Annotated in this window: 10 protein-coding genes; 4 read left to right on the top strand and 6 right to left on the bottom strand. The window is 62.0% G+C overall.

Translation table 11 applies throughout. The features are described from left to right. Positions 1-62: 62 nt before the first annotated feature. A complete protein-coding gene (locus tag R3F07_15880; GenBank protein MEZ5277861.1) occupies positions 63-1,298 on the top strand; it encodes an MFS transporter in 1,236 nt (411 codons plus the stop codon). A gap of 190 nt (positions 1,299-1,488) precedes the next feature. Here the strand turns inward: R3F07_15880 and R3F07_15875 are convergent, their stop codons facing one another. From R3F07_15875 to R3F07_15865, 3 genes are all read right to left on the bottom strand, one after another. After that, the gene (locus R3F07_15875) at positions 1,489-3,672 is read right to left on the bottom strand and encodes a cytochrome c3 family protein (GenBank protein MEZ5277860.1); all 2,184 of its coding nucleotides are present in this window, start codon (positions 3,670-3,672) and stop codon (positions 1,489-1,491) included. A 214-nt stretch (positions 3,673-3,886) separates the two neighbouring features. Next, positions 3,887-5,029 carry a uroporphyrinogen decarboxylase family protein gene (locus tag R3F07_15870; protein ID MEZ5277859.1) on the bottom strand — a complete coding sequence of 381 codons (1,143 nt, stop codon included), beginning with the start codon at positions 5,027-5,029 and terminating at the stop codon, positions 3,887-3,889. Positions 5,030-5,141: 112 nt separating this feature from the next. Next, entirely contained in the window at positions 5,142-5,318 is a 177-nt protein-coding gene (locus R3F07_15865) for a hypothetical protein (protein MEZ5277858.1), read from the bottom strand. Between the two features lie 254 nt (positions 5,319-5,572). Here R3F07_15865 and R3F07_15860 point away from each other — a divergent pair, with 254 nt between their 5' ends. Beyond that, a complete protein-coding gene (locus R3F07_15860) occupies positions 5,573-6,922 on the top strand; it encodes an MATE family efflux transporter (protein MEZ5277857.1) in 1,350 nt (449 codons plus the stop codon). Positions 6,923-7,221: 299 nt separating this feature from the next. Here R3F07_15860 and R3F07_15855 read toward each other — a convergent pair whose 3' ends face one another. Next, the gene (locus tag R3F07_15855; GenBank protein ID MEZ5277856.1) at positions 7,222-10,227 is read right to left on the bottom strand and encodes a prolyl oligopeptidase family serine peptidase; all 3,006 of its coding nucleotides are present in this window, start codon (positions 10,225-10,227) and stop codon (positions 7,222-7,224) included. Between the two features lie 110 nt (positions 10,228-10,337). On the opposite strand from R3F07_15855, the gene R3F07_15850 reads away from it, so the two are divergent. After that, complete coding sequence (locus R3F07_15850) at positions 10,338-11,141, top strand: phytanoyl-CoA dioxygenase family protein (GenBank protein MEZ5277855.1); 804 nt, start codon at positions 10,338-10,340, stop codon at positions 11,139-11,141. A 5-nt stretch (positions 11,142-11,146) separates the two neighbouring features. Here the strand turns inward: R3F07_15850 and R3F07_15845 are convergent, their stop codons facing one another. After that, positions 11,147-13,606 carry an alpha-galactosidase gene (locus R3F07_15845; GenBank protein MEZ5277854.1) on the bottom strand — a complete coding sequence of 820 codons (2,460 nt, stop codon included), beginning with the start codon at positions 13,604-13,606 and terminating at the stop codon, positions 11,147-11,149. 177 nt (positions 13,607-13,783) lie between these two features. Further along, positions 13,784-13,999: an EamA family transporter gene (locus R3F07_15840; GenBank protein MEZ5277853.1), complete on the bottom strand. Its 216-nt coding sequence runs from the start codon at positions 13,997-13,999 to the stop codon at positions 13,784-13,786. An 80-nt stretch (positions 14,000-14,079) separates the two neighbouring features. Here R3F07_15840 and R3F07_15835 point away from each other — a divergent pair, with 80 nt between their 5' ends. Beyond that, positions 14,080-15,651 (top strand): hypothetical protein, encoded by a 1,572-nt coding sequence (locus R3F07_15835; GenBank protein ID MEZ5277852.1) that lies wholly within the window; start codon positions 14,080-14,082, stop codon positions 15,649-15,651. Positions 15,652-15,712: the final 61 nt, after the last annotated feature.

The following is a 15,712-nucleotide window of genomic DNA, read 5'->3' as shown; positions in this document are numbered from 1 at the left end:
GCCTGACCCCGTCTCGTCAGCGAAAGCTTCCCAATGAACCTGCGTCATGGCAGGGTGCATCCGTGGCGTCCGACTCTGCGAATCCATCCGGCCGACCGGTCTGGGTCTTTGCCTTCCTTTACTTCAGTGAAGGGGCGCCGATCGGGTTTCTCTGGTGGGCCATGCCGACCCTGCTCAGAACCGAGGGGGTGGCGGTGGAACGGATCACCACCCTGACAGCACTGCTTGTCCTGCCCTGGACCGGAAAGTTTCTCTGGGCGCCGCTGGTCGATGCCATTCGCGGACCCAAATGGGGTTTCCGGCATTGGGCGATGGCGGCACAATTGTCGATGGGCGCGTGTCTTGTGCCCTTGCTCTGGCTGGATCCTCTCGAGCACTTGACGATCTGGATCATCCTGCTGATGGCCCATGCCTTTTTTGCGGCGACCCAGGACGTGGCGATCGACGCGCTGGCGGTGACCACGACTGCTCCGGAACAGCGTGGCTGGCTCAACGGGGCGATGCAGGCCGGAATGCTTCTCGGGCGGAGTCTCTTTGGCGGGGGGGCCATCCTGATCGCCCACCGTTTCGGGTGGCAAACGGTCCTGGTGGCGCTGTTGGCGGCGATCTGGGGTACGGTGATCTTCCTCTGGACGATGGTGCGCGGCGCGGAACCATCGCCCTCGGTCCACTCGGCTTGGGATCAGTTCGTCCGGTCGCTGCGTCACGCTTCCCGATCGCGGGCCACCTGGATGGGTCTCGGCTTCGCCCTGGTGGCGGGTGCGGGTTTTGAGGCGATGGGGGCGATGGCCGGTCCCTTTCTCATCGATGCCGGCGTGGGGCCGCATGCCACGGGAGTCTTCTTCGGATTGCCGGTCGTCGGGGCGATGCTGGTCGGAGGTTTGCTGGGGGGACGGCTCTCCGACCGGGGGGATCGCCGCCGCCGCGTGGGTCTCTTTCTTGGTCTGCTCTGCGGCCTGGTCGGGACGGTGGGTCTCGCGAACCTGCTTGGACTGTCCGGGGCGGTTCTGATGGGGCTGATGACTCTGGTCTATTTCGCGATCGGCCTTTTCACCGCTGCATCCTACGGTCTCTTCATGGATCTGACCGACCCGCGCCTCGGGGCCACCCAGTTCAGCACCTACATGGCGGCGACGAATGGTTGCGAGGCCTGGTCGGCCGGGGTGGGGGGGCGGATCGCCGGCAGCCTCGGCTATGGCACGGCCTTTCTCATCATGCCCCTGGTCGGACTGTTCGGACTGGTCTTCCTGGGGGGTATGCGGCGTGGAGCGCCTTCCCTGAAAGGGAGTCCGAGATGAGGCCTTGATCCGATCTGCCGGACGCGGACCAACCTACCTCAAGTTTGTCCGCGGACCGGGTCTTTAACCCGAGCATGAGGAAAGGATCCTCTGGACGAATGCCGACCGCCTGTTTCGCCTGGGTTTGGCCGCCCGGGTTCGGGTCGATCTCCGATCTGTGGGGAAATCGGGGCGCGGTCGCCCGCCATGGTCAGTGCCAGAGGCGCGAGATCATCGCGTAGACAATCAGTCCGAGCAGGACGAGACCGATGCCGAAGAAGGTGAAGCCGAAGGAGCGCATGATGTTCTTGCGGCCTTCCCAGTCGTCCTTCACCCGGTGTTCGTCGAGCTTGCCCTTGGCCACGAGACGGTCGTACCAGCGGCGACGCTCGTGCAGCATCTCGGTCTTGGAGATACGGCCGGAGAAGATCACCGTGTCCATGGGGAATTTCTCGAGACGGAAGTGGGTGTTGAAGAAGTGGAAGGTGAAGATGAATCCGGCGGCGAGGAGCGCCTCGTCGGAGTGCACCACAAGGGCGATGTTGATGATCCAGCCCGGGAGGAAGAGGGTGAAGAACTTCGGGAACCACATGATCATCCCGGATACGCCGATCGCGAAGATGCCCCAGAACACTGCGAAATAGTCGAAACGTTCCCAATAGGTCCAGCGGTCGAACTGGGGTCGCGGACCCTTGCCGAAGAACCATTTCTGGTGGGCGATGAAGTCCCGCCAGTCCTGGAAGGACGGGACCATCGAGTCGGGACCGAAGACGGCCTCGCCGAGGCGCTTGAATTCGATCCGGCCGGTTTCCGGATTGCGAATGGCCTTTCGATTGCCCCAGAGCGACTGGGCGAGGTCAAAAAGGTGGAGGCCGAAATAGGCAAAGGTCATCACGGCACCGAAGTGGTGGAGCGAACGGGCGACATCGGGCCCCCCCATCAGTCCGAAGAGCGCCTTCGCCCAGTCGGTGTAGTAGAATTTCAGAGGCATGCCGGTGATGACGAGCAGGAGGAAGCTGATCACCACGAGGAAGTGGAGGAATCGCTCGAAGGGATTGAAGCGGGTGAAGAGTTCGTCGTCCTTTGCGGCGGAAACCTTGGCTTCACGGAATGATTTGGAATCGTGGACGTAGAGGTAGATCGAGCGGACGACCCAGAAGACCGTGTGGATCCCAAAGAAAGTGAACACCCCGACCAGCAGCACGGTCATGAAGAGGAAGACCCGGTGCAGTCCCGGGTAATTCACGGAGTCGAGTGGGTTGGCGTGGGGGCGGTACTCGGTGAAGGATTCGTTGATGCCGGGATGACATTGCGAACAGGTCCCGACGATATTCCCGGCCGACAGCTTTGAGCGGGGATCGGAAGTCGGAAAGACGTCATGATGTCCGTGACAGTCGAAACAGGCGGCGACGTCGGCGGCGACGTTGGGGCGGCCCAGGGCCATGGCCTTGCCATGGTAGGTCTCATTGTAGTGGATCAGCCGGTCTTCGTGGCACTTCCCGCACCGCTCGTCGCTGATCGCCTTGAAGTGGTTGTTGACCGGCGTCTCAATATCGTGCGCAGTGTGGCAGTCGGTGCAGACGGGGCCGTCGGGGTCGCCCTTGGCCAGGAGCTCACCATGGATGCTCTGATTGTAGATTTCCTCGACGCCGACATGACATTGACCGCAGGTGGTGGCGATATTGGCATGGTTGACCCGCGAGCTGTGATCCACGCTGCGCTTGATGTCGTGAACCCCGTGGCAGTCATTGCAGGACGGGGCCACGATCAGCCCCATTTTCAACAGGGCGCGGCCGTGGATACTTTCGACATAGTGCGAGGCGGCCTCGGGATTGGACATCCGGTACTCGTCGGAAATGCCCTCATTGTCGTGGCAGGTGGCGCAGGTCCGGGGAAGGTTGAGCTTGAAGACGGGTGACTCGAGACGGTCTACCGGGATGATTTCGTGAGCTCCGTGACAACTGGCGCAGGTGGCCGCGTCGGACTCTCCCATGACATGGCTGACGCCATGGATGCTGCGGGAGTATTCGGCGGCCTCCGTCTCGTGGCAGGAGGTGCATTGGGCGGCGGGAAGCGGGGTCTCGTGATCGAGGTCCTTGATCCCGGTGTGGCAATCGATGCAGTCGAGGAGGTAGTGGACGGACTCGTCGAATTTCTCCGGGCGGATCCCTTCGAGGCGGAATTCACCGGGCTTCCCGGGAACGGGCACCTCTTCGGCGAGGTGACACTCGAGGCATTCGTCGTTGGTGAACGATTCCTGAGCCGCGGCCGGGAGCCCGTTCAGGGCCATGATCAGGAAAATGACCCACGCTGGACGGATCAGGCCGGTTCCGGCTGTTCGCGGGAGAGGACGAAAACAGGCACCTGCATCCAGAGATTCAGTTGGGGGGGGCATGGTCGTAAGTCGTTGAGTCTGCAAAAGCTTGGCTGATATAAAGTCGGCAGTAAATAACAAAAGCTAATAGTCATGTGTTAGAATGCTCGAACGCTTCTTTTGCTCATCACTCAATCGCCCCCCCCAACTGCGGGTGGCTGCCAGACGGTGGAAACGGACCGATCACCGGGCCATCTCACGAGACCGGAACCCGGTCGAACCCGGGCTCGGCGCATTACCCCTTCAGCCCGAAGAGGTCCTCCTTCAGGTCCAGGTAATAGAGGTAGTCATCGGGATCGACGTTGGGTGGGCAGCGATGGTCGCAGAAGGGAATGAAGCCGCCTTTCTCAACGTAGGGCACGAGCGACGCCACCCACTTGCGGATGGCATCCCGGCCGGCGCCAAGGGCCATCTTGTCGACGCCTCCCATGATCCGCAACTCCGGCCCCCACTTGTCGAGGGCCTGACCCGGATGACCGGATCCGTTGACTTCCCACGGGAACATGGTGTTGACGCCGCCTTCCAGGAAATAGGGGATGAGGGGGCGGACATCGCCGTCACAATCGATCCACCAGATGTCGATCCCATGGTCCCGCAGCTTCTTCCCGATCCGCTTGTAGCGCGGCATCACGATGTCCCGGAAGAAGGAGACCGAAACCAGCGGACCGGCGCTGTAGCAGATGTCTTCCCAGCCTTCGGCGAAGTCGAAGGCGATGTGGGGAAGGACCTGATCGAGAAAGTCCTCGTTGAGCACACAGCAGGTTTCGACCATGTCCTCGACCATCTCCGGGTAGTCATAGGTCGCGTAGGCCAGGCCCTCGACGGTCAGCAGATTACGGACCCTCCCGATCATGGAACTGGTATTGACTCCCAGCGGGTAATCGCGGTCGGCGGGGTGTTTCCGGAGGATCGCGTCGATGTCGACCTTGCGGACGGGATCATCGCGCCGGAAGCGTTCGCGTTTCACCTCCTCCCAGTCGTTCGGTGACTGGATTGATGAACCCAGGTAATGGGGAATGGTGTCATGCCCGTCGATGGGCACTTCGGCGAGAAGCCCGTCTCCGTTGCGCAGGACCCGGGTAGTCTCGGTCCGGCTGATTTCCGTCTCGGGAAAGACCGGGTGCATGAACGGACTGCCGACGGAGAAGGAACGGTCGAAATTGAGGAAGACATCGGCTTCGTCATTTGTGCGGATCCCGTGGTCGCTGAAGATGGGCCAGAGATCGAAATTGTCGTCCCAGTAGCCGAATTCCCGGTTGAAGCAACGGTCGACCGGCTGGTGATGCATCTGGCGGCGAAATCGTTCCCTTTCGGTCAGGGTGCCGCGCCATTTCGGGCGGATCGGAGTGATGGGAGAGGGACGATCGGTGGTCTTCATGGTTCCTTGAATCTCCTGCTTGGGATCAATGATGCCTGTTCTGCGCGCCAGGGGGAATCGATTATCGGGCTGAAGAGCTGTGTTTTCATGCTGCCGCAATCCGCTCGCGGATTCAATCGATGCAGAGGGCCGGACCTCGGGGATCAAGGGCGCGGATGACCGCATCCAAACGCCACCAGGTTTTCCGTCGTTCGGCGACCTCAGGAAAGTCCGGTCGGAAAGCAAGGGGATTACGGCCGATGACGGTCAATGGGTCCTTCCAGCGGATCGGGTCGGGCAAAGTGGACATTGCACCCGACCTCTAGCGGCTTCCGTGACTGATCCCAAGGACTGAGGGACAGTGATCGTTCGAAGTTGTCCCTACCGGAGTCCGACGGTCCGGGGTGTGGATTCTCAGGGACGTTCGAATTCGCGTGGAATGCCCATTGACCGGGCTTGAACATGAGAGATACTCGGCTTCCTGTGAATTCGGACGACCCTCCCTCAGCCCTCGCCAGACCTGATGAGGGATGGATCGCACGGCGATGGCGGGGGGACGGAGGGATGCGGCAGCTGCTCAATGTGGCCTTCCCCCTCATCCTGAGTACGGGCTCCTACTCGGTCATGATGTTCGTCGACCGGATGTTCCTGAGCTGGTACTCGGAGGAGGCGATCGCGGCCTCTGTGCCCGCCTCAATGCTGAACTTTTCGTTTCAGTGCTTCTTCATGGGCCTGGTCATGTACTCCTCGACTTTCGTGGCCCAGTACTTCGGGGCGGGACGACAGGATCGGATCGGCGCGGTCATCTGGAATGGGCTCCGTCTGGCCCTGATCGGCGGCCTTTCGCTGCCCCTGCTCAATTTCGCGGCTCCCGCCCTGTTTTCCCTGGTCGGGCATGATCCCGAGGTCCAGGTCCTGGAAGTCGCCTACTTCCGGATCCTCAACTGGGGGCCGCTTTTCGGTCTGATGGGCTCCGCCTTCTCCTGCTTTTATTCCGGTAGAGGCAAGACCTGGCCGGTCATGTGGATGAGTGTTTCGATGTGCACCCTGAACGGCGTGCTGGACTATGGCCTGGTTCTGGGGAATTGGGGCATGCCCCGCATGGGGATTCAGGGCGCCGGCTACACCACCGTGTTTTCTTCTGCCGTCTCTTTCCTGATCTACGCCTTTCTGGTGCTTCGCCCGTTCAATGATCGCGTCTTTTTCACCCGGAGGAATCGGGCGTTCGACCGTGACCTCCTCCTGAGGATGATCCGCTTTGGCGCGCCCTCGGGCCTGCAGTTCTGGCTGAGCATTTCCGGGTTCGCCATTTTCGTTCTCCTGATCGGCCGAATCGGCAAGCTCGAGCTGGTGGCGAGCAACATGGCCCAGCAGATCAATATGTTGGGAGTTCTGCCTCTGGTGGGCATCGGAATCGCCACCAGCATCCTGGTCGGCCGCTTCCAGGGAGCCCGGAAGAGCGACCTCGCTGCCCGCGCGACGCGATCCGCCCTGACCCTGAGCCTGTCCTACAGTTTTGTCATGGGTGTCCTCTACCTCTCCATCCCTGAACTGCTCCTTTCCCCCTTTACCGCCGGAGAGGCCGACGGGACCACGGCGGCCATCATCATCATGGCGGTCACGATACTTCAGTTCATGGCATTGGTCGCCATGATCGATTCGGTGACGATTGTCCTGGGGGGCACGCTGAAAGGGGCGGGAGACACCCGCTTTGTCATGATCACCAATGCCATCACCTCGGCCTTCTGTCTCGTCCTGCCGACCTTTGTCGTCATTGAGGTGCTGCACCTCTCGGTTTACTACGCCTTTGTCGTCATGGTGGGGAACCTCGCGACCGTCGCGACCGTTTTCATCATCCGTTTCCGGAGTGGGAAATGGAAGGTCATCCGGATGATCGAAGAGGAGAAGGCCTGAATAAGGCGAGACCGGATACAACAAAACCATACGTAGCATAGACTGTAGGGTTTTGCGGTCGAAAACCAACCGTAGGATCCTGGAATGGCGCTTGGTTGGCGAAAGAGTCGGATCAGCCAACGAGGTGTCGACTGCTCTTCGACGGCGGGTCCGGAGGCCCTCGCCCGACCAACTGAAATCAGAGCATCCGTGGTAGGGCTGGACGTCCCCGGTCAGCCGCAACGGTTGTCCGAGACAAGACAACGATAAGCACCCTTAACCAAGCGCCATTCCAGCAGGCTACGGTTGGTTTGAACGGTTCAGCGGTTTGTGCGCGGGCTGGACTGTTGCCGGCCGTCCAGATTCCGATGCAGGGTGACGCTTCCGTCAGCCTCCGTGGCGAAGCGCAGGAAAGCTCCGGTCAACGGGTCGCCGAATTCATTGACGCCCTCGCGGATCAGGCGGGTCGGTCGGCCGCCCTCGCTTTGCACCCAGAGGTCTCCATCGGTCTCCGTCACGACAAGTTGATCCCACTCCAACTGGTAGGTGCCCGCGCAGTCGGTCATCGCGGGGTGCGCTTGTCCCGTGTCCGGCAATGGACCCATCCGCAGGGGGCTGGCGGCGCGTCGTTCAGCATCGCCCTCGACCACCCAGCGATCATCGCGCCGCCAGGCCTGGTTGAAGACACCGGTGGCGACGCGGGCTTCCTCAGCAGGGTGGGCAGGGGGCAGGGCGACCAGCCTCCCATCGGTGATCGACCAGTCGTGGACGATGGGACGGTAGTCCCACAGAAGCGGCGCCCAGAAATACAGACCCTTCGCTGAGGTGCCCGCGACTTCCAGGATGTAGCGTTCGGTGGCGGCCGGGTTCGGGTAAAGCAGCTGGACCACGGCGTCGGATACGGTCCAGCTCCGGCCATCGATGGTGATCCGGTCCGGCTCGACCTGCAGGGGGATGTCGCCGGCGAATTTCCGCGCGATGCTGTTGGCCTCGGGTCCACCGATCAGGAGCAGGGAATACGAGCGTTCTTCCTCAGCGGTGAGTTCCTGATCGGTCCGAACCCGAGGGGGATGCTTCTGCCAGTTGATCCATTTGTTCACGACCACTTCGGCCTTGTCGCGGCAGATCCGGCGCATGGCTTCATCCGGCGAGATGGTTCCGACCACCACGATGAACGGTGTCGTGATGAAACGCTCGATGCCGCCTTCCATCCCGCGTATCTTGGCCAGAGAGCCTGCCGGCGGGCGGGGTGCGCCGATCCGGACCCCTCCATCGGCCAGCCTGACGCGGTGGGTCTCGCCATTCCAGACCACGGTGAGAGCGCCGCCCGGGCAAAGAGTGGCGGGCGGATTCAAGTGCACTGCGGCGGCGTTGACGGTGTCGAGACGAAGGACACCGGGCCGGGTGAAGGCGGCATCCACTTCGATCATCTCACAAGGCTGCCCCGCCGCTTCGACGGACAGCCAATAAGCCCGTGCCGCGTCCAGATCGGGCGAGCGCAAACGAATGGTCGGCGGATCACTGACGCGGCGGTGGGTCAGCAACCAATCAACGATGGCTTCCCGGGCCCCAAGATTTTCGTGGCCGAGACCGACATGCTCGAAATAACGAATGTCATAGCCCCAGCGCTGCAGCATCTGGACGATAAAGCGGGAGTTTCCGACATCGACGCTCTGGTCGGCGTCGCCGTGGTGAACCGCGAGGGGGACGTGGAGCAGGTTTTCGGCGCTGCCGAAACTGCCGCACACCTCGAGCTGAAAACGCTCAAGGTCGCTGACCGGCAAGCGTCCGATCAGTCCGCCCTCGTCGACGGGGACAAGTCGTGGGTCCCATCCGCCGTGTACGGGCGCGGCCGCGGCGAAGACCTCGGGATGGCGGGAGGCCATGCTCCAGACACCGTCTCCGCCCATGGATTCGCCGGTCAGGTAGACGCGGTCATCGTCAATCGTGAAACGGTGTCTGGCTTCGGCCAGGGCACGCAGGACGTCCTTGTCACCGATACCGCTAAAGTTGGAGTTCCCCCGGCCGTGCGGTTCGAGGTAGATCACACCATGATTGTCCGCCTCGGGCGTGTGACGCATATCGATCGACCACCAGCCGATATAGGGGGGATTGGCCGGGTGATAGCCATGAAGGAAGATGACGACGGGCCAGGCTTGGGCCGGGTCGTAATCGGGAGGAAGATAGGCCCGACAGAACTGAGTCGAGCCGTCGGTCTCATCGGTCCAGGCCATTCGGACGAAACCCCAGGGACGGATGGTTCCGACTCCCCCGGCCCGTTCGACGAGCAATTCCCGATATTCAAAGAGAGCGGAATTCAGCAGTCTTCGGGCCGCCGGATCAATCCGGGCGAGCTGGTGGTCGATGAAGTCCTGGACCAGTTCGGCCAGCATGCGGACGTGGTCGCCTTCGGGACCGGGCGGTTCCCCGGCCGCCGCGGCGATCAGTTCCCGGGCCTCGGCCAGGGCGTCTCCATGATACCACGCCAGATGGACGGCACGTCGGTCGCCCGCACCGTTGAGTGTGGTGCAGCGGATCTCAACCGGCCCCAAGGGCCAATCGCCGTAGTTGAACCGGACCGTCTCGCCGCGAACCACCGCTGCGTGAGCGATGACGGCGCCCCCGGGCAGGACCACTTCGACGTCGACCGGTGCGCCCGCAACGTCTTTACGGATGTCGGTCCGCAGGGTCAATATGCCGTCCGCTTCGTCGAGCAGGGTGGGGCCGATCTCTCCCGGCCGTGTGACGACGGCCCCGGTTTCCACGATCCGAAATGAGATCTTCATCGGGCCGGAGGCGTTGACCAGTCTCAGGATGAATTCATTGTCTCCTTCCCGCAACCTGACCGGCACGACGGTCTGGTCGAAGGCAAAGGGTTCCGGGTTTGACCGACGGTGGACAGGGACGCCGTTGACCGATACTTCGAGCGTGCCGTCGGCACCGATTAGCAGGGTCGCCCGACCTGCTGCGGACCGCGCCACCGTGGTGCGGACCAGCGCCACCTGATCTGGGTTGATCGGAACCATGCCTTCAAGGTTGATGTCGTCACTCCATGAGGTCAGCGGCGTCCACGGCGGGACTGCGGTTGGGGCGTCATGATCGATCGACGGGTCGAGCACCGTGGCCGCTTGTTCAGGCGTGAGCGGTGCGCAAATCTGCCAATGCCGCTGGAACCGTTCCGAACCGCGGGTCCATGGCATCCGCCAGGGAGTGGTGTTCTGGTTTGGGATCATGGTGCTCTGGGCGAATGCCTGTGTCGCGACCAGATAGAAGGCCAGCAGGCAAACGACGTAACGACCTGGTGGCCCGGCTGATGGTGGGTTCATGCCTTTCATCGGATGGCGGTCGGTCGATGAATCACGATTGATATTCGTTATTGAAAATGGGGTCAAACCACAATGTTTGTGGTCTGACCTACAGTGGTATCCCGCACCTTATGAAACTCACGCCCGATCAGATCTCCCAATTCCTCGACAGGGGCTATGTCGCCGTCCCGGGCTTTTTTGATGCCGGGGAAACCGTAGCGCTCCAGACCGACGTCGAGCGACTTCAGAACCACGGGTTTCTGCGGAATGTCAGCACGGACGGCGACGGCGCCACGCATTCGACGACCGCCCATAACCTGCAGCTTTGTCCCTGTTCGCCCTTCAGCGCCCTCATGAGGGCACTGCCCTTCGAGCAGAAGGTGATCGATGCGGTCACCGCCCTGATCGGTGACGAGGTCGCCCTGCAGCTCGACCAGATCTTTCTCAAACCCCCGGGCACGGGCCGGGGCACCAACTGGCACCAGGACAACGCCTATTTCAAGATCAAGCGTCCCGTCCGCGGTGTGGCCATGTGGATCGCCATTCATGATGCGAACGAGGAGAACGGGACGCTTCGCCTCGTCCCCCACGCCTTCAAAGAGGCCATCGCGCACCAGCGCGACCCTTTCAGCGATCACCACATCTTCTGCCAGGTCGACGAATCCAAAGCGGAGCTGATGGAGCTGAAGGCGGGCGGGGTGGTCTTCTTCTGCTATGGCGCGCCCCATGCCACCGGCAACAATCGTTCTACAAAGGCCCGGGCCGGGCTGGCCTATCACTTCATCCACGTCGAAGAGACCGACGCCGATTTCTTCTCGAAACGCCAGGCGCACCCGCATCCCCGGTTGAGCGGCCTCGGGTCGTCGTATGGGATTAATGAATACGGAGAGAGTCTGAAGGGGAAGTTCCGCCGGTTGGTGGCCGATTCCGGATAAGCCGGTCAGTGGATGGGCACGGACCATTCGGTGACGTCGGCGGTGGCGATGATCGGATGGCGGTGGTGGTTGACGCCGTCGGGCCGGGGATTGGCCCTTCGACCGGGCTCAGGGCAGGCGATCATGATGAAACCGCTTTCGCCGGGTGGGCGGTGGAGTTTTCCCGAGAGGGTGCGGGTGCGGGCATTCCAGTGGACATCGCTCAGTTCGCGGCCCCCGCTCTGGTGGAAACTGGTGCCCAGCGGCCAGGGATGGGGGCGCGGTTTGCGCAGGACCAGGAGTTTCACGGCCGGACCATGGAAGCCGATATCGAGCAGGCCGGGGCCGGATTCGAGGACCGGGTGGGCGAAGTCGCCGGGGTGCCGGTAGGCGCCCTCGGGCCGCGACGGGCGCGGGATCTCCCCGAGGAACTGGCCGGACCAGAACTCGTAGGCCCAGAACTTCGTGTTCCCCGCGAATCCGAGTCGTTCGAAATCGACTTGGAAGCGGCGGGCAAGGTTCACCCCGGAGCCCTCTTCGGTCGGCGGTTCGGTCCAGTTAAACAGGGCGACAAGATGCCATTCATCCCAGTCGCCGACCATCTTCGCTGCCCAGACGCAGGTCCCGGCGGGCTCGCCCTCCGTGGGGACGGGAAAGCCGGAAGAGTCGGTGGCCGATTTGTCTTCGCCCGCCTTGATCATCTGAAGGTAGGACAGGGTGCCGGTCCTGATCGGGTGGAAAAGGTCGACGGGTCTGGCCGGGGTGTCGTTGGGTGGGAGACTGGCGAGGAGAACCGCCCACCGGTCCTCCGGTAGGGAGGTCAGGTCGTCCCCAAGATCGACATGACCGGCGCCCATGAAGGTTGCCGTGGCGCGGATGCGCGCCTCTTCGAGTGTCCCGGGCAGCCCCACGACGAGGCAGGAGGGCTGAAGCAGGGTCCAATGGTGTTTGTGGAAGTGGCAGGCGAACGAAGTGTAGACATCGCGCAGATGCCGCCACCCCAGGCCGGTGTTCCCGGTATCCAGGTTGGCGTAGTTGATCGCGGCGATGCCGGCCCCCGCATAGTCGGTGGCGGAACAGTCGATCATCAGTGCCTTTTCCCCGGTTGAGTCGAGCGCTTCCTGACCGATACGCAGGGCGGTCCGCACCGCCTCGCGGGCCCGCGAATTGACCATCCGAGGATCGTGGCGCGACCGTAGTTCCTTTCCGGTAACAATTCCCGCAAAGTCCCACTTGACGAAACGGACTCCTTTTTCGGCCAGGCGCGTGAAGTTTTCCCGGAGCCACTCCCGGGCTCCCGGGTGGGAGACATCGAGGGCGTGGATCGGGCAGAACGGTGCCCAGAACCAATTGTAGTTGCAGCGGGGTTTCCCGTCGGCACCGGGAAGCAGCCACTCCGGATGTTCGCGGGCGATGGGGTGGGTATCCGCGATGCAGAGGACCCCGACCCAGACCCCGAGATCAAAGCCCTCTCGCTTCAGGCCGGCGCTGAGCCATTTCAGACCGCGGGCGAAGCGTTCGTTCTCTTCAAAGAAGCTGGGGATATTGTCCTTCTGCCAGCCGAGATCGACCTGGAGGAAGCGCAGGCCGAGTTTGTCAAGGTGACGGCTGCGCGCGGCATGGGCGGTCGCGAGGACGAGGTCATCGGTTACCCCGAGCCGGTAGGGGTACCAGCTGCACCAGTTGGCCAACGGTCCGATCGGATCCGCGAAACGGTTGCGCCTCTTGATCCGGCGACCGTGGGAATCGAGCAGGGCAAGTGGATCCGTTCCTTCTTCCAGGACAAAGTCACCCAGCGGGAGGAATTCACCCGGCTCGAGCAGGTAGTCGCCGCCGTCAAAACCGATGATGAATTCGCGGAAGGCTGGAACAGGTGGACAGCCGGAAGATCCTGCCTTGACTGTAGTCAATTCCGCGACTCCATCCACGTTTTCGACAGGCTTCCCTTGATCCTCCGCCATGGCCGACATACGAGCGCTGATCCGGGGAAGCCAACGATCGACGGTTTCAAATCCGATGAGCAGGGAGCGGCCGCTCAGCGGACAATGGAAGACAGTGACGTTCTGGCTGACGAAGGCACCGCTGGTGCCATCGAGGGCCTTGAGCCCGTCGCTGCCCGAATGCATCTGACGGGGCGTGCGGACGCGTCCCAGGTAGGCATCCTGTTCGAGGATCCGCACATCGTCCGGTTTCGACCCGAGGTTGACTCGCGGGCTGGCGAAGAGGGTCACCTCGTTCAGGGTGAGCGCATGCGACCCATGGTGTTGCAGGCGGGCGGTGCAGCGGACCCGGCGGCGGGTCTCCTGAACGAGGGCAAGTGTCAGTGCGATCTGTGCGTTGCACCAGGCGACGTTATGGCCGGAGTCGCCCTTGGCGAATCGAAGGCGACGGGGATGCCCATCGACCCGGAGTCGAGGTGCCCCGGGACCAAGCGAGAACGGACCGGATGAAAAGGAGACCTTTCCGGACTGGATTTCGAATTTCATGGAGAAGGCGGGGTTCCGGATCGAATCGGTCGTGGCAGTTTCGACCATTCTGCAACCCATGGTAAGTCAAATCGTGACGGGGATCGATCAACGGGGTCAGGCCGCTTTTCATATAGGATTTCGAAATCGTAGAGAAAAAGCGGCCTGACCCCTTCATTCAGGACCCAACCGACTCGGTCAAACCGCGCTTCGGGCGGCCCTCATCCCGAGGAGGCTGCCGGCGACGATGAGAGTGGCGCCGCCGAGTTGGGCAACGGTGTAGGACTCGCCCAGGAGGAGGTGGGAAAGAACGAGGGCGAAGACCAGGTGGAGGTAGTAGATGCTCGTCGTGTCCGGATTCTCTCTTGTGCTTAAGGCGGTGATGCTCGGAGGGCGGGAGGTCGTGTCAACCACCGACCTCCGCAGCGGGTGGCAGCCCCCGGGATTACTGTCCCACTTGCTGCGGCCTTGCCCGGGTCCTGTCGGCAGTCAGGATGGTCTTTGTGCTCCGAGTCGCCTTTCTCATGCTCTTTGGTGCGTCCCTGGCCGTTGCGGGTATCGATCGATTCACTCCCGTGCCGGATTCTTCCAACTATCCGGCGGGGGTCGCCCTATCGCCGCGTTATCGGGTGCTGGTCAAACCTGCAACCGATCCGACTCCATGGGATGCCGCTCTCCATGGCACCACAACCTATAAACTCTGGCCGGATTACCTCGACCCGGAGACGCTGCCGGCCAAGCACAGTCAGACCGCGGTCCATGTCGCCCAGGTCGACAGCGATTTGCGGGTAAGGGTGCGGGTTGAACTCATTGACGGCACCTCAATCCAGAGGCTGCGCCTTAAGCCGACCCGTTTGAAGGAGATGCTTGCCACGCAGGAAACAGGCCCCGCCTGGGTCGAGTTTGAGGCGGATCCCCACACCTTTACCAGGCACATCCTGGTCGAGATCAACGCACCGGTGAAGGACGCGGACGCCCTCCAGGATGGGTTGGTGTTTTTTCTGAACCCGCCGTCGATGATCCCCGAAGGGAATGTCCTGGTCCTTCCTCCGGGAGTGATTGATGAGACCTCTCCCTTCCTGGATGAGCTCAATCGTCTGTTCATCGATGAATCCAGTGAGTATGACGCGCTCTATATCCCCCAGAACACCCTGATCAATGGCCGGGTGGACATCCGCAAGGCGGGCTTCTCCGTGGCGGGCCGCGGGATGATCATCGGGTCGCGTTGGCCCTTTGCCAAGTCGGTCCCGGATTGGCGCCGACGCTATCCCGCCTGGATCAGTCCCGCCGGCGACGAAGTGAAGCCGCTCCTTTCCTTCAAGTCGCCTCGGGGGACTGAAGATACGTCGAGTCACTTCGAAGGTGTCCTTGTGGCCCACCCCTATCACTTCTGCGTGGGCTGGGCCTTTCAGAACGACAACCTGAAGACTTTCGGCTGGCGTTTTTCCAGCGACGGGATCCACGGGGTCCACAAGCGCGGCTCATTCATGCGGGTCAATGATGATGCGGTCTACATCAACGTCGGGTCGGTCGAGGACTGCACTTTCTGGGGCATGGTCAATGGCGCCTGCCTGCAACTGGGCTGGGGGCTCAGTCGCGACAATGACACGCCCGTTCAGGTGCGGCGGATCGATATCGTGCGGGGTGAATGGGACATCCTGCCCAACCCCGGGGCCGATGGAATCGGGGTGCCGGCCAATCTCGTCCCGGCCGACGCGATGAATGCGGGCTCGAACCGGGCGGTCATCGCCGGGACTTTCCGCAGTGCGGAGGCTCACTTCGTCCGCAACAAATCCTTTGAGGACGTCCGGGTGGATTTCCAGGCCAACCGGCTTTTTTATCTGGGATCCCGCACCGAACGGGTGAGTTACGAAAACTTTGTCTTCAAGGATATCTGGTTCGAGAAGAAACCCACCTACGAAGGGGTTCAGAACGTTCTGCGCGGAAAGGACGGTGTGCGTGGATTCGTCTTTGAGAACTTCGTGATTGAAGGAAAGAAGGCGGGAAGTCTCGACGATTTCGAACCCCTCTATCAGCGCAACGTCGAAGGAGTGAAGTTCCGGTAACCAACACGAGATTCTGAAGGTGAGGGTTCGGGCGTCGGGAAAAGAATCGTCATGTCTCCGG

The organism is Opitutaceae bacterium, from assembly GCA_041395105.1.
GTDB lineage: Bacteria > Verrucomicrobiota > Verrucomicrobiia > Opitutales > Opitutaceae > B12-G4.
The sequence above is the reverse complement of the archived record's forward strand: the minus strand, read 5'-3'. Positions and strand labels throughout refer to the sequence as shown.